This window comes from Mesorhizobium amorphae, assembly GCF_014843845.1.
Classification (GTDB): domain Bacteria; phylum Pseudomonadota; class Alphaproteobacteria; order Rhizobiales; family Rhizobiaceae; genus Mesorhizobium; species Mesorhizobium amorphae_A.
The window spans coordinates 36,993-54,202 of the sequence record NZ_JHQS01000013.1 but is presented as its reverse complement, the minus strand read 5'-3'; the positions used below and the strand labels follow the sequence as shown (position 1 = coordinate 54,202).

Annotated in this window: 15 protein-coding genes and 6 pseudogenes; 9 read left to right on the top strand and 12 right to left on the bottom strand. The window is 55.7% G+C overall.

What is annotated here, in order from left to right; genetic code table 11:
- Positions 1-212 precede the first annotated feature (212 nt).
- The gene (locus tag DH08_RS06750) at positions 213-488 is read left to right on the top strand and encodes a hypothetical protein (protein ID WP_428338287.1); all 276 of its coding nucleotides are present in this window, start codon (positions 213-215) and stop codon (positions 486-488) included.
- Between the two features lie 20 nt (positions 489-508).
- Positions 509-1,148, top strand: a pseudogene (locus DH08_RS06745) (class I SAM-dependent methyltransferase).
- Here the strand turns inward: DH08_RS06745 and DH08_RS06740 are convergent.
- Positions 1,066-1,414, bottom strand: a pseudogene (locus tag DH08_RS06740) (ATP-binding cassette domain-containing protein); the annotation flags it as partial. The pseudogenes DH08_RS06745 and DH08_RS06740 sit on opposite strands and share 83 nt — an antisense overlap.
- 115 nt (positions 1,415-1,529) lie before the next feature.
- Here DH08_RS06740 and DH08_RS06735 point away from each other — a divergent pair.
- Positions 1,530-1,745, top strand: a complete 216-nt coding sequence (locus DH08_RS06735) for a hypothetical protein (protein ID WP_192178562.1) — start codon at positions 1,530-1,532, stop codon at positions 1,743-1,745.
- Here the strand turns inward: DH08_RS06735 and DH08_RS06730 are convergent.
- Both DH08_RS06730 and DH08_RS06725 read right to left on the bottom strand, forming a co-directional pair.
- A pseudogene (locus DH08_RS06730) lies at positions 1,742-2,026 on the bottom strand (IS3 family transposase); the annotation flags it as partial. The gene DH08_RS06735 and the pseudogene DH08_RS06730 sit on opposite strands and share 4 nt — an antisense overlap.
- A gap of 26 nt (positions 2,027-2,052) precedes the next feature.
- Positions 2,053-2,385 (bottom strand): annotated as a pseudogene (locus DH08_RS06725) (IS30 family transposase); the annotation flags it as partial.
- 374 nt (positions 2,386-2,759) lie between these two features.
- On the opposite strand from DH08_RS06725, the gene DH08_RS06720 reads away from it, so the two are divergent.
- The 3 genes from DH08_RS06720 to DH08_RS06710 all read left to right on the top strand — a co-directional run bounded on the left by DH08_RS06720 (position 2,760) and on the right by DH08_RS06710 (position 5,870).
- Positions 2,760-3,995 (top strand): HEPN/Toprim-associated domain-containing protein, encoded by a 1,236-nt coding sequence (locus DH08_RS06720; RefSeq protein ID WP_210328556.1) that lies wholly within the window; start codon positions 2,760-2,762, stop codon positions 3,993-3,995.
- A 333-nt stretch (positions 3,996-4,328) separates the two neighbouring features.
- A complete protein-coding gene (locus DH08_RS06715; protein WP_210328555.1) occupies positions 4,329-4,535 on the top strand; it encodes a hypothetical protein in 207 nt (68 codons plus the stop codon).
- Between the two features lie 273 nt (positions 4,536-4,808).
- A complete protein-coding gene (locus DH08_RS06710; protein ID WP_192178558.1) occupies positions 4,809-5,870 on the top strand; it encodes a Fic family protein in 1,062 nt (353 codons plus the stop codon).
- A 109-nt stretch (positions 5,871-5,979) separates the two neighbouring features.
- Here the strand turns inward: DH08_RS06710 and DH08_RS06705 are convergent.
- A pseudogene (locus DH08_RS06705) lies at positions 5,980-6,295 on the bottom strand (transposase); the annotation flags it as partial.
- A 249-nt stretch (positions 6,296-6,544) separates the two neighbouring features.
- Between DH08_RS06705 and DH08_RS06700 the strand changes: the two are divergent.
- The 3 genes from DH08_RS06700 (at position 6,545) to DH08_RS06690 (ending at position 8,688) form a co-directional block, all read left to right on the top strand.
- The gene (locus DH08_RS06700) at positions 6,545-6,775 is read left to right on the top strand and encodes a type II toxin-antitoxin system RelE/ParE family toxin (protein ID WP_246800709.1); all 231 of its coding nucleotides are present in this window, start codon (positions 6,545-6,547) and stop codon (positions 6,773-6,775) included.
- Positions 6,776-6,794: 19 nt separating this feature from the next.
- Positions 6,795-7,091, top strand: a complete 297-nt coding sequence (locus DH08_RS06695; protein WP_192178556.1) for a helix-turn-helix domain-containing protein — start codon at positions 6,795-6,797, stop codon at positions 7,089-7,091.
- 463 nt (positions 7,092-7,554) lie between these two features.
- Positions 7,555-8,688 carry a GTP pyrophosphokinase gene (locus tag DH08_RS06690; protein ID WP_192178554.1) on the top strand — a complete coding sequence of 378 codons (1,134 nt, stop codon included), beginning with the start codon at positions 7,555-7,557 and terminating at the stop codon, positions 8,686-8,688.
- A 719-nt stretch (positions 8,689-9,407) separates the two neighbouring features.
- Here DH08_RS06690 and DH08_RS36080 read toward each other — a convergent pair.
- From DH08_RS36080 to DH08_RS06660, 8 genes and pseudogenes are all read right to left on the bottom strand, one after another.
- Complete coding sequence (locus DH08_RS36080; protein WP_246800708.1) at positions 9,408-10,145, bottom strand: 2OG-Fe dioxygenase family protein; 738 nt, start codon at positions 10,143-10,145, stop codon at positions 9,408-9,410.
- A complete protein-coding gene (locus DH08_RS36075; RefSeq protein ID WP_246800707.1) occupies positions 10,142-11,383 on the bottom strand; it encodes an argininosuccinate synthase-related protein in 1,242 nt (413 codons plus the stop codon). Before DH08_RS36075 ends, DH08_RS36080 begins: the two co-directional genes overlap by 4 nt.
- A 3-nt stretch (positions 11,384-11,386) precedes the next feature.
- On the bottom strand, positions 11,387-12,253 hold the full coding sequence (locus DH08_RS06680) for a DMT family transporter (protein ID WP_192178552.1): 867 nt from the start codon (positions 12,251-12,253) through the stop codon (positions 11,387-11,389).
- A 445-nt stretch (positions 12,254-12,698) separates the two neighbouring features.
- Positions 12,699-12,824 (bottom strand): annotated as a pseudogene (locus tag DH08_RS36070) (IS6 family transposase); the annotation flags it as partial.
- A 25-nt stretch (positions 12,825-12,849) separates the two neighbouring features.
- Entirely contained in the window at positions 12,850-13,527 is a 678-nt protein-coding gene (locus DH08_RS06675; RefSeq protein ID WP_192178550.1) for a GmrSD restriction endonuclease domain-containing protein, read from the bottom strand.
- A 125-nt stretch (positions 13,528-13,652) separates the two neighbouring features.
- The gene (locus tag DH08_RS06670; protein WP_192178548.1) at positions 13,653-14,456 is read right to left on the bottom strand and encodes a hypothetical protein; all 804 of its coding nucleotides are present in this window, start codon (positions 14,454-14,456) and stop codon (positions 13,653-13,655) included.
- Between the two features lie 105 nt (positions 14,457-14,561).
- Positions 14,562-15,872, bottom strand: a complete 1,311-nt coding sequence (locus tag DH08_RS06665; RefSeq protein ID WP_192178546.1) for a HEPN domain-containing protein — start codon at positions 15,870-15,872, stop codon at positions 14,562-14,564.
- 359 nt (positions 15,873-16,231) lie between these two features.
- Positions 16,232-16,912, bottom strand: a complete 681-nt coding sequence (locus tag DH08_RS06660; RefSeq protein WP_192178544.1) for a hypothetical protein — start codon at positions 16,910-16,912, stop codon at positions 16,232-16,234.
- Positions 16,913-17,210: the final 298 nt, after the last annotated feature.

Here is a 17,210-nt window from a genome sequence, read left to right as displayed (position 1 = left end):
CCAGGAAATCATGACTCACTTCGGGAGCAGAGGCCGCCGCCGTTCCCCTCCAATGCGACCGCACCCGCCGCAATCGCCCGCGCTTTTAGTCCTTGGGGCTGCAGAGGGGAGTTCTAGAGATGGTCGTTAAGCCATAGTGGCTGCACTGCTGACGGCGGCGCAGGCAGGCTGCGAGCACAGACCGAGGGTCAGCAGCGGGTCACTACACTGCGGTGATCGGTCGCGCCGACGGGGCGCTGGTCGGCCAAGACATCGGCGGCAACACCATAAGCACAATGATCGGTGCGGCGAGCGGCGCGCTGATTGGCCCAGTGGGCGGTGATAGCGCCACCGCGACGCAACACCGCGACAACCAGCTCAGCCGCTACCCTCCTCTGGCCTATCTCCTTGCACCCTGCGACGACCGTTACTACAAGGGCGACTCTTCACCTCGACGGGAAGGGAGGTCGGTGATTGCGCCCTTTTCCCTTTCAACCGCAATGCTATGAATCTAAAAGAAGGGGTCGAAATGAGGACCAGCCTTGGCGCTATGAAAGTCCACGGGAAGCAGGCAGTAAAGCGGGTGCTTCGTTATGATTCCCGCAACTGGCTGCGCATCCGTCAGATCCAAGCCTTCACTACTTTTCCTCGAAGCAGCCAAATGCAAATCGCGCGACGTGATCGAAATCTCGCCAGGCTGGAACCGCTATTGGCGGGCGATGTGCCCGGACTACCGATCGGTGGACTTCCCCGACTTCGACATCTGTCGTGACCGCACCGACGAGCAATATTCTATCGTCATTGCCGACCAGGTGCTGGAGCATGTGCAGCGGCCGCAGGCAGCCGCCGCCAACATCCATGCCATGACCAAGTCCGGCGGCTGGGCGATGGTGGCGACGCCATTCCTCTTCCGGGTCCATGCCAGGCCGCACGATTATAACCGTTGGACGCCCGCAGGGTTGAAACAGCTGATGGTCGAAGGCGGCTTCGCCGAGAAGGACGTGCAAGCCTTCGGCTGGGGCAACAAGGCCTGCGCCAAGGCTCATATCGGCGGACCCGTGCGCGCCTATGGCCTGTGGCGGGACCTCAGCAACGACGAGGAATACCCGCTGATGGTTTGGGCGTTCGCCAAGAAGGCAAGAGCGCGCATTTGCAGCCGCAGCGTATGAACAGCTCCGAGGGAGTCCCTTCCTCGACGATGCGCCCATTGTCGAGCACGACGATCCTGTCCACGCTGGCAATCGTCGACAGGCGGGTGTGCAATCGCCATCATCGTCTTGCCCTCCATCAGAAAGGCGAGCTTGTCCTGGACCGCCGCCTCGGCTTCAGGGTCCAGCGCGGAAGTCGCCTCGTCGAGAAGGAGGATTGGCGCGTCCTTAAGCAGCACCCGAGCGATGGCGACGAGCTGACGCTGGCCGCCAGAAAGCTGTCCCCCGGGTCGCCGACGAGTTGGAGCTCACGGGATGAGGCAAAGGACGTGCTGAAGCTGGCCTTTAAGGGCGAAACGTTTTCAGCTACATAGCCACGAAAGGGTGTGAGGGGACCAAGCTGTGGCTAAGGAGACATTGGAGGAGCAACTCGCGGCATTTGATAAGATGCTGAGCGATGCTCTCGATGACGAGCTGAAGCAGGTGGGTGAGAGCATCAACGATGAGTCCGCGACCCTTCAGCAAGAGCGCGACCTCGATCGGGAAACTGCCCGCTTCAAAGCTAATGCCCTCGATCGGGCGCCTGGCCTGCTGCCGGTTTTTCGGACACGCTGTTAAGCTAGCATAGCTTGTTCCTCGAACTCGACGGGACTGAGATAGCCCAGTGTCGAGTGCCTTCGCCGGGGATTGTAGAAGCGCTCGATGTAATCGAACACGTCGGCCCTGGCGTCATCCCTCGTCCTGTAGATCTTGCGGGCCGTGCGCTCGGTCTTGAGCGACGAGAAGAAGCTGTCCATCGCAGCATTGTCCCAGACGTTGCCCGACCGGCTCATTGAGCAGGTGATGCCGTGATCGGCCATCAGGCGCTGGAACTGCTCGCTGGTGTATTGGGCGGATTCAAACGGTCGCTACCGATCTTTTTGACCTACCGCAGCCACTCGTCAAGCGCCTCCGCGGGCGTTTTCCAGTGCAGTGTTTTTCGTGGCCTGGAGTTTAGGGCTGCCGCCACGGCGGCGATCTCCTCGGCGCTGTGCGCGCTGAGATCAGTGCCTTTCGGAAAGTACTGGCGCAGCAGTCCATTGGTGTTCTCGTTGGTGCCGCGCTGCCATGGGCTTTGTGGATCGCAGAAGTAGACCTGGACGCCGGCATCGATCGTCAAGCGCGCATGCTGAGCCATTTCGGCTCCTTGATCCCACGTCAGCGATCGGCGCAGCTCTTCGGGCAAGGTGATTATGGTGCGCGTGATCGCGTCGCGCAGGCCGCGCTCGATAGTCTCACGATGGCCGAGCGCATCCGGCACGTCGGGATAGTCGTCGGCGCTTGGCTGAAAGGTTCAATGATACCCTGCCAGCAACTCAACCCGCCTTGGCGGATGCGGAGCTGGACGCAATCATGAATGATTTCACGATCTTGACTTCGTTATCTGGGTTCAGCCCCGCTGGACCCTGCCCTTCGGCGAGAATGGGGGTGGCGCGGACAAGGATCAGCGTGGGGGGCGCACAAGCCGAAGGCGCGGAGCCTCGGGAGACCGCGCCCTTGTGCGTGCCTGGGGCGAAGCCCCAATGGCCTGAGCCCCGTATTTTCTGTACACTTTAACCACGCTGCCCGGGCGGCGTTTGGTAAGGAGAATGAATGGGAACAGAGATCGCATTGTCGATCGGCGGAATGGACGTCGCGTGGAGTAAGAACCATCGGGGGATCGACCATGGCTCATTGTTCCAACAGTCCGACCGTGGACGGGCACCTTCAGATCAGACCGATTACGAATATTATCAAGACCGGGATGACCCGGAACTTGCTTTGATGGAGGCGTCCTTTGTCCGCAAGCTTGCCGACATGGTTCCACGTCTCGAACTGCTTGGCCACACCCTGCCTTCGATCGAATTAGAATATGCCCGTGCGGTTGAGTACTGGGCGGAAAATCAGTCTGAAGAAGAGCCAACAAAGGAAGCGCTGAGCTTTCAAGAATTCATCGCGTTTGCAACGAAGCATGCTGTGGGTGATCTCGACGACACGCTCGACTTGAAACTCGACGATGAGAAGAGAAAGGGACGCTTCGCCTCGTTGTCCTTGGTGGATAACGTGCCGAACGCGAATCTTTGGGATAGGAGCTTTTATTCGGAACGCTCGTATTTCGGGAGCATTCTCGACTTCCTTCACCCATACAGCATTTTACGCGTGCTCTCGAATAACGCAGAAAACCTCGAACTTAATGTGACGTGGCAGTACGGCCCGCTCGTGGAAGCTGGCTGGGCCGAACTTGACGAGTTCGTGGGCGATGCGCGGCGAAGAGAGCGATTCCTAATTGCAACCGAAGGCAGCTCAGATGTCCATGTGCTTCAGCATGCCTTCAACCTCCTGCGCCCTGGAGTTAGTGACTTCTTCCGTTTTGTCGATGTGAGTGAGGGGCACCCTTTCTCTGGCACTGGCCAGCTTCGCAAGTTTGCCGAAGGGCTCGCGAAGATCGATGTGCAGAATCAGACCGTGTTTGTCTTCGACAACGATGCCGAAGGCGTTGAGGCATCGCAAAAGGTGGCCTCCATGAAATTGCCCGCAAACATGCGCAATATGGTGCTACCCGATCACGATACACTGAGGTCGTTTCCGATCCTTGGTCCCGACGGAGTGCAAACGCCGATATCAACGGTCGCGCCGCCGCGATTGAATGTTACCTCGATCTCGCGCTTCCTGGTCGGCCGACCGCACAGGCGACGCGGAGCAACTTCAAGAAAGAACTCGGCCGCTGGCACGGCGCTCTCGATTTCAAGGAGAGCTATCTTCAGCCATTCCGGACGCTTACCCCTGAAACACTGCCGAGTTCTGGGTATGACACGCAGCGTATCGAAGTGGTGCTCGATGCGATCATAATGCAATGCCGCGACATCGCCGGCTCGAACCGTGTAGGGAGTGACACTTGAACGAGTATGGGCACGGCATCGAGCACCTCATTGAGCCGATTGCGCTCGAGTTCTTCGCAACGTTTTCGCGCTTCGAATTCGCCCTGAAGCGCGGAGGGTATGTGTAAGGCCAGGTCGGCGGGAGAGCGAGTCCGAATTGGATAAATTCGGCACAGACCTTGGCGATCCATTCTTTCAGAGAATGAAGGGCGAGGACGGCGCACGCATCTTTTTCGAAGCTCCGCCCAAGCGACTCACAGTCACGCTGGTGCAAGGCGTCGAGTTCACAGAGTAGGCCAATATCGTGAATTCACAGATGCTACTTGAAGCCATTGGCCTCGTCCGCAATATCGTGTTCCACGGCGAGAAGCCCTATATCGGCGAGCGCGATGGCAAGCTTCTCCGCGCATCGCTTTTTGTGCTCGACAGCACGTTTGCGGCGGCGCAAGTCCGGGACGATCTGCGCACTGTGTGCGATGCCTTCCGCTACGCTCCCATCAACGCACATTAAAGGGATGCGGCTTGGGGCTTGGCCCAAACTTCTCTGATTGTCGGAAACGGAAGAAAAATCGGCGAGGGACGCGGAAGGGGCTGGCCCTAGTCTTCGTTTCTTGCGAGGGATCGATGCCCTCTGGCCGAGACTTCGGCTCGGTTCACGAGAGCCCGCTCAGCCTAAGCCGACGCGACATAATGAGACCTTCCCTTCGTTTGGGTATTTATGGGTCCTTTATTGGGTGACCACGGCTTCTTGATTTTTTGGGTATTTTTGGGTATATTTTTGGGTATGACTCTGAAGATCGATTCCCTGCAAATTACCCCCGAAATCCTCTCTCTCGTATCGGAGATCGATGAGTTCAAAGGGGCCTGGCGCGCGCTGGGCACGCTCGCGCCAGAGCGCCTGTCGGCTTTGCGCCGTGTTGCGACCATCGAGAGCATTGGCTCTTCTACCCGTATCGAAGGCAGCAAGCTCACCGACGCCGAAGTTGAGCGGCTGCTTGCTAACCTCGATATTAAAACCTTCGAATCCCGCGACGAGCAGGAAGTCGCCGGATATGCGCAGGTCATGGAAACGATCTTTGCGCATTTCGATGCGATCGATCTTACCGAAAACCACGTCACGCAGCTACATCGTGACCTACTGGCATTCAGCAATAAGGATGAGCGCCATCGCGGCGCGTACAAGACGCTCGCCAACAATGTGAGTGCGTTCGATGCCGACGGAAAAGAGATCGGCGTCATCTTCGAAACGGCGATGCCTTTCGATACGCCAAAGCGGATGAAGGAACTTATCGAGTGGACGCGCGGTACGCTCAATGAGCAAAGCCTGCATCCTCTGCTCGTCGTCGCTATCTTCACCGTGGTATTCCTGGAGATCCATCCATTCCAGGACGGCAACGGTCGGCTGTCCCGCGTTCTGACGACGCTCCTGCTGATGCGCAGCGGCTATACGTATGTGCCTTACTCTTCACTCGAAAGCGTGATTGAGAACAGCAAGGAGGGTTACTACCTGGCGCTCCGCCAGACCCAGAAAACGATCCGCAGTCCGAAGCCAAATTGGCAGCCGTGGGCTGTGTATTTTCTGCGCGTCCTTCAGCAGCAAAAACGCCGCCTTGAGAAAAAGATTGAACGCGAAGGTCTCGTGCTCGGCACGTTGCCGAAACTCTCACTTCAAATCGTTGAGGCCATCAAAGAGCGCGGGCGCATGACGATTGGCGAGATCGTCAACCTGACAGGCGCAAACCGCAACACCGTCAAAAAGCATCTGGCGATGTTGGTTGATGCAAAGCACCTGGCGCAGCATGGAACCAGGAAGGGCACATGGTATGGCAATGGTCAGAGTGGCTAGTCGGAGATAGCTGGAATGGATGACGCGTATTTAGAAAAGTATCTTACCCGGCTCTACCTCGAGGCAATCCAGATCCTGGTGCGTCAGGCCAAGCGGTACGGCATCGCGGCTCGTGCTGTAAGAACTCGAAGCCGCAGAAAAACTGCCAATGAGGGTTCTCCACCCAACACTCCACCACTCTTCGTCGGACAGGTCGTGGACGTGCTTGAGGTAATGCAGACCGACCATCAGCCGCGTCGGCTTGGCTGGCCTGCCGACCGGGCGATATCAAAGCGCGACCACTTCAATGCCGACAACCGGACCAGCGGATGGCGCGGATTGATGATGGTATCGAGGCGTTCGCGGAACAAATCATTCTTACCGGACGACGGACGGGCATTGCAAAAGCACCGGGAAACGACGGGATCGAAGGTGGTTTCCGGCATTCTCCAATACTTCAAACCCGCCGGATCGTGCCGGTTGCAGCCGAAACCCTATATCTCGTGGAAATGAGACCTCAGCCATGTGCGGAATTTCCGTACCTTTTTGATTGACAAACATGCGGAAATTCCGTACTTATTACGGTCATCGAAACACCCGGTTATCTGGCATCCGCGAAGGATGAGAATGTTTCCGAGGAGGAGCGAAACGAGATCGTTTCTTTCCTCGCAGCCAACCCCGATGCAGGCGATATCATGGCCGGCACCGGCGGGGCGCGAAAGCTGCGTTTCGGCGGCCGTGGCAAGGGAAAGAGCAGAGGCTATCGCATCATCACGTTCTATACCGATGAGGACATTCCAGTTTTCCTGCTCGACATCTACAGCAAGGACACACAGGCGAAGATCGCAAAGGCCGAACGTAACGAGTTTCGCAAGATTTTGACGGCGCTTCCCAAATCTGGCGGGAGACCGTCGGAGCGCAAGTGAAGAAGATCAGGAGTCGAAAATGAGCAAGGCAGGATCGAGGATTTTGCATGGCGCTCGGGAAGCTCTTGCATATGCCAAGGGCGACGCCCCAACTGAAGAATATGGCATTCATATCCCTGCAACGGTCGATGTGCGTGCCATCCGCCGGAAATTGGGATTGTCGCAGAAGGAATTCGCAGCCCGCTACGGTTTTTCCTTCGGTCGTGTTCGTGATTGGGAACAGGGCCGCTCGAATATCGACGCGCCGTCTCGCATCCTTCTCACTGTCATTGAGAAAGAACCCGAAGCCGTGGAACGCGCATTGTCAGCGGCCTAAGAAGAGCCATTGGAGAAACGCTACTTGGCTCCCCGACTTAGAGGTATCTGTCCTCGCCGATTCGCTTTCGGAGCATCATTGCTGGCTAGTCCTTTTAGCCGACGATACGCGCAGATGAGCCACTCCGGCCCGGACGAAATGCGCCAAGCTGGCCGCCGCTCGTCACAATGCGCATCGCCTTGCGATGCTGATATTTTTTCTTCAACGATTGGTCTCAATGCGAAAGCCTAGGCCGATCGTTGCCTGGCCAAGCGCGAGATCGCCGTCGTTTGCGCGAACGCTTGCGCGCGCCAGCCCTCCAATCCTGCAACTGTGAGCTCGGCGAGTACGCCTTCCCGAGAGCTGCCGTAGCGCGAGCGCACCGCGGCGGACAAACGGCTAAATCGATCCCGGGTAAGGTTCCGAAAAATCGCTTTGCTGGCGGCTGCTGGCAGGCTTTAGTGCAGACGGGGGAGCAATCAGCATGCCGTCACTTGATTTTGAGGCCGAGAAGGCCGCATTCCGCAACTACTACAACGACAACGCACAGCGCCTTGAGCAGGCGAAGGACGCCTTCCTCACCCTGCTCAGCTCACTTCTCGCCCATGGCGATCTTGCGGTGGCTGCCGCTACCGGCCGCATCAAGGACCGGGAGGAGTCGATCACGAAGTTCACACGGAAATATCAGAGCGCTCTCGAAAAGAACGAGACGCCATACGAGATCAAGGACCATATTACCGACCTGATCGGATTGCGGCTCGTGTGTCTTTACGAGGATGAGATCGAGCGGATGGGCGAACTCGTCCACCAGCACTTCAACGTGATCGAGGTCACCGACAAGACTGCCGAAATCGAAGGCACGGAGAACGCCTTCGGCTACAAGGGCCTTCACCTCGACCTGAAGCTCGACGCGGCACGCGCGGTGATGCCCGAATACCAGCTCTTTGCGCCCTTCCGCTTCGAGCTTCAGATCCGCACGATCATCCAAGACTCCTGGAGCACGCTTGACCACAAGATCAAGTACAAGAAGTCAATTCCCGCGTCGCTCAAGCGCCGCATCAACACACTCGCCGCCCTGTTCGAGCTCGCCGACCGCGAGTTCCGCCAGGTCCGCGACGAGACCGAGCTGCAGATAGAGAAGGCCGAGGCCGAGCCGGAACCGGAGCCGGAAGCGCAGGAGGCCGCGCACGGCGCAGAGCCCGCGGAGCCGACAGGTAAGGCCGACGACATCGTGCGCGGGCAGTATGCTCCGTTGGACGCCTTCAGGCTGCTGCGCATCGCCCGTCACTTCTTTCCAGACGTCGACTTCGAGCCGAAGAAGGTCGATGGCTTCACTGCGGAGGTGATCGAACGCGAGTCGAAGATCAGCCGCGGGCAGTTCAACAACTACCTTCGGTCGACGATCGGGCTCGTTCGGCGATACAAGGCGCACTTCCTTGAAAGCGGCAGAGGCGAGAAGTTCAACGCGTTCACAGAGATGCGCCACGCGCTCTACGCCGCGAACCCGGACGCGTTCACGAGCATGCTGACCAACGTCGCACGCGAGTCCTTCGACGTCTGGCGCGCCGAGGACGCCAACGAGCAGGCGCTACGCGCCCCCGCCGCGCACGAGGCCTAGGGATCGGCAGAATCGCAGTCGGTGCTCTTCAGCGACTGGGTGCGGTGCACTATAGAGCCGCCCATCCCCAAACCGTGTGGTAGGCCCGGCCCAGAATCCTGTGTCAAACTTGATGGCGAGTCGGGCCGTCTCCTTTGTTTGTCCTTGGATCCAGAAGCCGCCCCTCGGTAAACCACCAAGCAAAGACGTTCTGCGGAGGTTGGTCGCGCACATGAACGGATGGGAGCTTCCGGGATCGGCAAACACCACCCTACAATGCGGTGCATTGCCGCCGACAGCCTTTGGAACCGCTAACTGCCACTCCGCTTCCGGCGGGACGTTGACGAAACCGGACGTAGAGCGTGGGGTGGCTTCTTAGGCTGGGTTCGATTCATGGCCGATAGACGATTATCAAGACCGCCAAGTTCAACGGAGATCGATCGCGCCGGAATTGGGAAGGTCGAGCCGATGCGCAAGAGCGGTGCCCGACGGTGGCAACAGATGAAAATCTGAGCAAAAATTTGCACGCCAGATCACACGCTCGCGCGCATGATGTGTTCTGCGCCCGCGTCAGCAAATATGCAAAAAATCGATCCTGCATCGTTCTTGCACCAGGAAGAAGCGCGAGGTTGTCACGTTCAATTTCGTATTTAAGTCCATCGAAAATGGTCTTGGCGCTCTTGGCGTCAGGAACGTTGGGTAATCCGATTGTCGCAACGTGCTTAGGTTCAAGGCTTGATTCATAGTTTCTCGAAGGCGATGACAAGGACGTCACGATATGCGAACGGCATTTTCGGATTTTCGGTCACGATCGATGATACATCGTGAAACCTCTTGCGGTCGTCGCAGATCACAAAATCATTCGGCATGTTCATTTCGACCTCGCTGAGGAACCTCTTTGAGGTATCTGTAATCGTGCTCATACCGCCGGTGACGTTAACCCTCCCGATCATGTAAGAAACGATGAAATCCACCCCGTCCTGGTGAAGGCCCTCGGGTGCTGGTTTGCCGTTTACACCGTCGCGTGCAACAATCCGGTAGGGGTGGAGCTTGATATTCCAACGATCATGTCGAGCGGCTTCACATAGAATTCTGCAGAAACCTGTCAGAATCTTGTTTAAGACAGGATGATCTATAAAGGATTGTTCAAGGGGCTCGAAGTAACGCTTGAAGCCGCCATTCAAGAGGTTGATGGTTTTCGATTGCTCGTAAGGGGCATGCGGCAGGAGCCGAAAAATTCCGTCAACTGCGTCATATTCAAACGCGCTATAGCGCCTGTAGCGATATGTCCCACCGTCACGCATGTATTCATCGAGAAGCAGTCGATTCCAGTGGTCAGCAAAGTTCTTCCAGCCGGCATCAATTTCGATGCCGAAGCAGGATTCGGTGCGCTCACCTCTCGAAAACCAGGATCCATCTGTCATCAGATGATCAGTGCATTCTTGACTGAGGCTGCATAGCGCCTGAGGTGCGATCATGGGTGTCTCCCGTTTTGGCATTTGGCGAGGGGGGAAGTTTTAGAGGACGCTTCCCGGCTCGCGGCTTGGTATTCCCAAAGGTGGCGGTCCCTAATGTATTTCGGCGTGCTGGCTATGATGGACCGAGGTAAAAAGCGCGTGTTATCGACTATGTAGCTGACGCTCCCGCTGACGCCCTCGAGTGCGGACGTTATGGCCCGTTCGCACATCTTGTGAATAGTACTGCCCCATGCACCTGAAACCGCCTCCTGGGACCAGGCTTGCTCAAGCCCTTGCTTCAACACGATTGATCCGACGCCAAGGGAAGCGGTTTCGAGGTGCCGCAGCGCGTCCATGATAATGGCCGCCGCAGGGGCCTCGCGGACTTCGAGAACCTTTTCACCGGTTGAGATGTGTTCAAGGCCAACAAAGCGACCGTGTCCGAAATTGCCAACTGTTTTATTCAGGAGCGGGATTGTGTCGATCAGTGCAACATCACGGTCATCAATTGACACGAGATTTCCGTCGATAAACCCGAGTTTGATCTCTACCGGCTGCTCTGCGTTAATTTTGCGCGTCCAATCAAATGCCTCTTCCGGGATGGAAAAGTTCTCGGGATCTTCCAAAGGCCCAGACTCGAATTCCCGGCACCAGAGATTTTCGTCCCCGCTCCACGTGCGGTCCGTTACAAAAGTCAGTCCGAACTTGGAGAGGGCAGCGGCTTTCTGCTGCCGGGAAATTACCGAGCGTTCATACGGACTGCCGAAGTTACCGGAAAATCCCGAGCGCTTGATACTATTATTAAGGCGCGGAAGACTGTTTTGCGAAAGGTTTGCTGTATGAAGAAGCAGCCGTGAGCCGATTGACGTTGCATGGTCAACAACCAACGAGGCAATTACGGGACGGCTCAAGGAACTGCTTAACGGATAGTTGTCATGGTACTTGGCGTGGGCCCGAATGGCGGGTTTCACGCCTTGTTCGACAAAAGCTTCCCGCCCTTCGAGACAGACAAAGCGCGCGCCGAACCGGGCTGCCGCCTGTTCCAGCGAAGGCTTGTCGATTGACGATCCGACATCCGCTGCGACAGCTTCAATGTTCGCAAAGCCAAGGCTTTGCAGCTTGTAGAGAAGGTAGGTGCTGTCGAGACCGCCGCTGAACATGGTTGCAACTGGTGCGTTTCGGTTCGGAAAAGCCTCCAGATCTTCGAAACTCGAAATGCCGCCGATCGGTGGTTTGATCGAAGTTGAGACGGGATTCATTTGTCAGTTCCTGTTCTCGAAAAAGATGCCGGCAAAGGTTCCGGCGAGGATGAGGCCTGCTCCTATCAAGCTCGTTGCGGTCAAAGATTCTGTCAGGAGAAGGTGCGCGAGGACGAAACCAAAAAGAGGTTCTGTTCCCATCAGGAAGCCAACCCGTGTCGGGGTGGATTTTCTGACCGCGGCGTTTTGAATGTAGAATGCAGCGATGGTGCAGAAGAGTGAAAGGAAGGCGACAGCGCCCCAAAACTGAAGGTTGGCCTTCACAATAAGGCCGGAGATTCCGAATTGAGCGACGGCCAAAACGAAAGTGAGTGTTGCCACTGCCGATCCCTGGATGGCCGTCAGTGCTGCAGACGAAATCTGTCGGCCGGTCAGAAGGCGTTTGGTGGAAACGACCATAATCGCCCGCAGAATCGCAGCCCCCAGCACAAGCACGTCACCCGGACTGAACTTGCCGATCCCGCCAGTGAGAATGCCTACACCGATGCAGGATATGGCAGCACTTGCCAATATGCCCGTTGGTGGAAGTCGCCGCGATAGCCCATAGTCGATGATCGGCGTGAAAATTACACAAAGCGAAATGATCAGAGCCGTGTTCATGGCGCTTGTTGATGCAACACCGTAAGTCTCAGCAATAAAGATCAAAAAAAGTATTGTCCCCAATACGAGGCCGCGGATGCAATCGCCCCATGAGATCGATGTGATCTCATGTCTTGCCACCACTGCCGTAAAGATCGTGGTAATCAGGAAGCGATAAAAAATGACGATCAAAACCGGCGCATAGAATAGTGCGCCTTTCGCGACCGGATAGCTCGCGCCCCAAAAGAATGCGACACCCAGTAGGGCCAGGTCCGCCGAGAAGAATGACATCCGTGACCTCCTGACAGGTATTGAAACACTTTCGACAACGTCCACGGTCAAACTTTCCTTTGTGCTGGCCATCATCCATCCTACTGTGCAGAACGAGTACAAACAGATTAGGCCGTCCACCTGTCGGTATCGCGGACCTGTCCGGCCTTCCGCCAGGTCCTCATCGATGTCACACTGCTGAGCTTCCTTAAGCGGCGGGCGATTGGCGACTCCCTGAGGCTGTTTATGGAGGAACTCCTGCGCGGTTCGTGCCGTTGCTATTTGCGATTAGCGGAGCAAATGCCATGCCAATCCAGAAAGCCATTTTTAGACAACATGATCGCTCTGATAGTGCAGCGTTCCTTGTCCGACGTTGTCAGAAGGCCGACAATGAGCCCGACTGCCGGGCATGCAACCGAGCGCTGGGCGCTGTCATAGAAACGCGCTGAAGCTGCGTGCTCTGCTGTCAGCTGACCGCAGTCACGGCCTTCGACTCCGCCATTGCGTTCAGACGGGGAAGGTGGATTTGAAACGCGGAGCGTCTTGAGCGGGGTGGAACGAAGAGGTTGCGCAGGACGGAGAAGATCGAGACGAGCAGCGTTGCCGCCAGACGATCCTCATCGAGACCCAGATTCAGCGGACTGCTGTACTTCCATCTCATCGAGGTCTGCGGGATTTTCGTTATCCGTGGTGCCAGCCATTATTCTTTTCAATACATCGCCGGTGTCGGCAGTTTTATCGACGTCAAGTGACAGAAAATTCGGGCAAGATCGCAGCAACAGTTCTTCGTCTACCATTCGGCGACGGGGCGTTTTGGTGCCGATCAGTGATCGAAAAGTGGTGTCTGTTACGAGTTCGTGAAGAAGGTCGTTAAATGGGCCCCGGTAAATTGAATTGCGAAGCTCTTGCGCGTTGAGCATTATGGAGCCGGTATTCAGTCTTTCATATATTTCAAATTTCATGTTCGGTTGAGAATAAATGGAGACAAGTATAATCCTGTGAGTCCGCATTCGGCAGAACCGTTGTTCACGTTCCGGAAGCTGAAAAAAATTCTTTGCTCTATATTCCCGTAGGACCGATAGCCCGCCAAGTGCGAATTCATTATTAAAGTAACGATCTATAGAACGAACCCATTCGTGCCCATCAAACATTTCGTATCTCGCCTCCTCGGTTTCTGCGAAATACATTACGGGAATCGGAATATTAAGCAGTATCGATTCTATTAACCGGCTGGACTTTCTGTTGTCCCACAGGTATCCTCGTTGTATTACAGGGAGTATCAGAAGCCTTTTCATTCCACTGGTCATAAAGTGTTTGAACCGACAAGTCCAATGGCGGTGTGATGAGCCGTCGCTCAGACGGCGGAAATGTGAAAGTCCTCATCACCGTCATTCCAACCGCGCATTCGGTGCCTCCGTCGCTACGGGCTGATTCCGGCATACGTCAACAGCCCGGCAATTCCCGCGCCGTGATAAACTAAAGATGCGGCACCGTAGGCTTTCAACAAAAAGTCCCCGGTGTCGACCACGTCCTTCATCGTTCCGGTTTTTTCGTAGAAGGTCTTTAGGAACGCTCGAACCTTTTTCAAAACCGCCTCGGCGTCAGGCGCGACTGCGACATCCGGAAGTCCACTTTCCAAAGCAAGGTACGCGCCGATTACCTCTCGAATTGAACTTACAGTGTATCCCCATCCTAGCCACCCGATTCGTTCGAGCCGAAAGCGAACATTCCGGATACTCTCCAAAATTGCCTGCCGAACGAAATCCTGCTCTGCGAGTTGCTGCTTCTCTAGCCAGTCTTGCAGCTTCGCTAGAAGCTCTAGCAGTTCTTTCACCTCTTCGTCGTCAAGTTTGGGGTAGAAGATTTTCTGTCGAACGTAAGGAGAAAGCATCTTGATCGGCTGAACATTCTCCCTCCGAAGATGTTTTGCCCCCACATCCTGCCAGCTCTTTGAGAGTGAGTCCCGTGCAAAGGCCTGCCGTATATCCTTGAGGTGCCGTCTTGCGTCGTTCTTTAAATCATCGTCCATCTCAAGCCCCGCAATAATTTCCATTAATGCGTCGGAGCGCTCGGTTATGCAGAAAACGATCTGATAGAAATTGGTGGACCAAGCAGCGACGCCGAACTGTGAGGCCAAATGATCGTCACCGCGGCCTTTTGCACCCGGTGAAAGCCTCTCGAAGACGTCTGCAAGTTCTCTTGCCGGATCGGTTACAGAAGGCATGCTTCCCCCAAAAAAAGTATGTCACCGCTCTATGCATCAGTATCACGCCGGTTCGCCTGCTAACAATGCAGTGTGCTACCCTGACGCTTCGCCTGTATGAAGCAGTCAAGATTTCTTGCCCGGCATCGTTCGGCTGATAGAGTCGAGCCGATCGACTTGTTCCTTGAGTTGGGCAAGCGTCGTATAGCCCTGCGCACTCAGGCCCACAATTTCGATAATCATCCAGGCGACCCACTGGCTAAACTGGGCAACGTTTTCCTCCGTTACGTGGCGATGTGCGGCGCTGTGGACAGCTTTTGATCTGACGTCATAAAGTTTGCTGATTTGCTTTTTTAGGGGTTTGTATTCCGAAAGGTCGGCGTACCGAAAACCACCATAAACTAGTATGCTGGCGAGTCCCGCCGAAGCCGAATGCGTTATTTCCTCTTTTTTCAGCGAGAAGAATGCCTCGACACAACTCCAGTATTTGACGATTCTCATGACAAGTGACGAGTCTCGGTGGGCGTCTGAGAACCAGTAAATAGCCCTCTCGATGGCCTCTTCGAGAGGAGTTTTTTTCTCCTTCTGCAAGATCGCGAAAGCCAGATGCACCATCTTAATATCATCCGATACAGAAGATAGCTCGGTATCGACCGCAAACGGCTGCCCTCTTGCGAATTTGTAGTGCGTCGTAAGACTATTCTCAATGTCGTCCCAAGACATCCAGGCCGCGCGCCCCAAGGTGTCTTCCGGCGACATACTAATCCCTATCCGGAAAGCGGTGGCGCCTCCTTCGTATCTAGCTGCCGCCGCAATAGCGATCAGACCAACGGTCAAAGTAGCCTGTTCGTAAAACACCCGCTGAGCCACATTCGCAGTGCCGTGCGCTGAGCCGAAGAGCCAGAGGTTGCCTTGATTTATCTCCTGGATGGAAGAGATGTCATCGGAATTGCGCGAGACACCGGCTCTGTCCAGCAGCGGTTCCGGGTCTCGCAAAATCGACATCGATCCGACTTGAAAGGGCTCATTCCTTTCGAGTTTGAGGCCAAAAATTGGAACGATAAAATTATGTTTTCGAATGGTAGGGGTCAGACGATCCGCAATGGCGTTCACGACTTCACTCCCACTCTCTGGCTGGAGGCCATCTGAGAACCAATTTTCGACGGTAGCCTTCCAGGCGCTCCAGATATTCGAGAATTCCGCTTGCCCAGAAAAAATGTCACGTTTGTCGAGTAGCTCAACGACCTTGACGAAGTTCTTGAGCCCATGATCGGTCAAATAACTTTGTTTATTCTTGGCAATCTTTATCTCGCGCGCAAAATACTTGTCTTTCGGAATCTCAAAAAAAGACTTAGGAGCTATAAACGATTTCTTGCTGAACAAGGCATCTGCATGCGAAAATAAAGTTCTTAGCTCCTTAGTCGTGAGGTCTTTCATTGATGCATCCCTGACTGTGTCAGTGAACGGTATCGCCGCAATGTCCTCGCGACCGATGTCACGTGCCAGTTCCCGCCCCCGTAGGCCGGTAGATGACGTTCGTTCAGGAGTTTGCACATGGATCTGATTGAGATGCCCTCTGCGTCATGAAGAGCGAGTTGCGGACCAATTTGCAAGCATCGGCCTGCCCGGCGTATTTCGCTGCGAGCGATGCACCCATTTTTGCCAAGTTTGGTTCCGTGAGCCTTCGTTTAAGGCAAATTTGAATATAAGGTTGATGACCTGCAGATGTTTTTGGGCTTCACTCGATCTGTTGGCGGGTGCCCCGGTCGCTGCCGCGTGTCGCGCCGCCGCGTCGGTCAAGCTGTAGCCTTTATGATGCTGTGTGGCGTGGGAGGGGATGCGAGGCAGAAACTCGGCAACTTTTCGGGCGTCATCGCGGCTGATCGCACACAATTCAACGTTTGATCCCAACTGCTCTTCCAAGACGCGGAAGGGGATGCGTATTGGGCGGCCCTTGATTTCGTGACCCCTACCGCTCGCTGCGCCATGAATGTTGATTTCAGATCGGCTAGGGTCTTGCCGGCGACTGCGGGGAGCGAGTGTCGCGGCTGCGCGACAGGGCTGATTGTTGCACCGAACGCGTTGTAATCGATTCTAGACAGGCAGCCGGTTTCCCATGAGCGATAGCGACGATTGGCTAGCGCCAAATCGGCTTGTTCGATCAAGCGGCAGAAATATTGGAAGGCGCGATGCGTGGCCAATTCGTCCGGCCAGCCCGATCCTTTCAGTTCGTCCGCTTTGGCTTGCGCCACTACGCCGTGTTCAACCAGCAGTTCAAGGGCGCGGGGATCGGTGGTGCGACGCTCGCCGGACGCCTCATTCAAGGCTTCGCGGACGTCGGCGGCGGCCTCTGCAACCAACTCGTCATACTCAGGATGATCCGAGCTAAGGAAATATGCCCCTGTACGCGAATTCTCTTCATCTCGCTTGTGCAGGTAAGCTTTTGCTCGGAGCCGGTGCCGACGAGGTATCGCCATATCTTCTCGTAATGTGCCGGTAAATGGTACCGGCTGCGAGAACAGAATCGTTTTGAAATCAATCTCTTATAATCAGATCAATCCCTTAGGGTGGGATTGGTAGCGGGAGAGGGAAACGCTACTTGGCTGCGCGGCTTGGAGGTACCTGTCCTCGCCTATTCCCTCTCGGAGCATCATTCCTAGCTAGTCCTTTTACCCGGCGATACGCCACTTACAGCCCGGACGAATGCGCCAAGCTGGCCGCCGCTCGTCACAATGCGCACCGTCCTATATTGACGATGCTGAAATTCTTCAACGA

Bases quoted from the DNA above. Each gene is read 5' to 3' on its own strand.
- DH08_RS06720 (WP_210328556.1), top strand. From the start codon at position 2,760: ATGGGAACAGAGATCGCATTGTCGATCGGCGGAATGGACGTCGCGTGG.
- DH08_RS06710 (WP_192178558.1), top strand. From the start codon at position 4,809: ATGACTCTGAAGATCGATTCCCTGCAAATTACCCCCGAAATCCTCTCT.
- DH08_RS06700 (WP_246800709.1), top strand. From the start codon at position 6,545: ATGGCCGGCACCGGCGGGGCGCGAAAGCTGCGTTTCGGCGGCCGTGGC.
- DH08_RS06695 (WP_192178556.1), top strand. From the start codon at position 6,795: ATGAGCAAGGCAGGATCGAGGATTTTGCATGGCGCTCGGGAAGCTCTT.
- DH08_RS06690 (WP_192178554.1), top strand. From the start codon at position 7,555: ATGCCGTCACTTGATTTTGAGGCCGAGAAGGCCGCATTCCGCAACTAC.
- DH08_RS36080 (WP_246800708.1), bottom strand. From the start codon at position 10,145: ATGATCGCACCTCAGGCGCTATGCAGCCTCAGTCAAGAATGCACTGAT.
- DH08_RS36075 (WP_246800707.1), bottom strand. From the start codon at position 11,383: ATGAATCCCGTCTCAACTTCGATCAAACCACCGATCGGCGGCATTTCG.
- DH08_RS06680 (WP_192178552.1), bottom strand. From the start codon at position 12,253: ATGTCATTCTTCTCGGCGGACCTGGCCCTACTGGGTGTCGCATTCTTT.
- DH08_RS06675 (WP_192178550.1), bottom strand. From the start codon at position 13,527: ATGAAAAGGCTTCTGATACTCCCTGTAATACAACGAGGATACCTGTGG.
- DH08_RS06670 (WP_192178548.1), bottom strand. From the start codon at position 14,456: ATGCCTTCTGTAACCGATCCGGCAAGAGAACTTGCAGACGTCTTCGAG.
- DH08_RS06665 (WP_192178546.1), bottom strand. From the start codon at position 15,872: ATGAAAGACCTCACGACTAAGGAGCTAAGAACTTTATTTTCGCATGCA.
- DH08_RS06660 (WP_192178544.1), bottom strand. From the start codon at position 16,912: ATGGCGATACCTCGTCGGCACCGGCTCCGAGCAAAAGCTTACCTGCAC.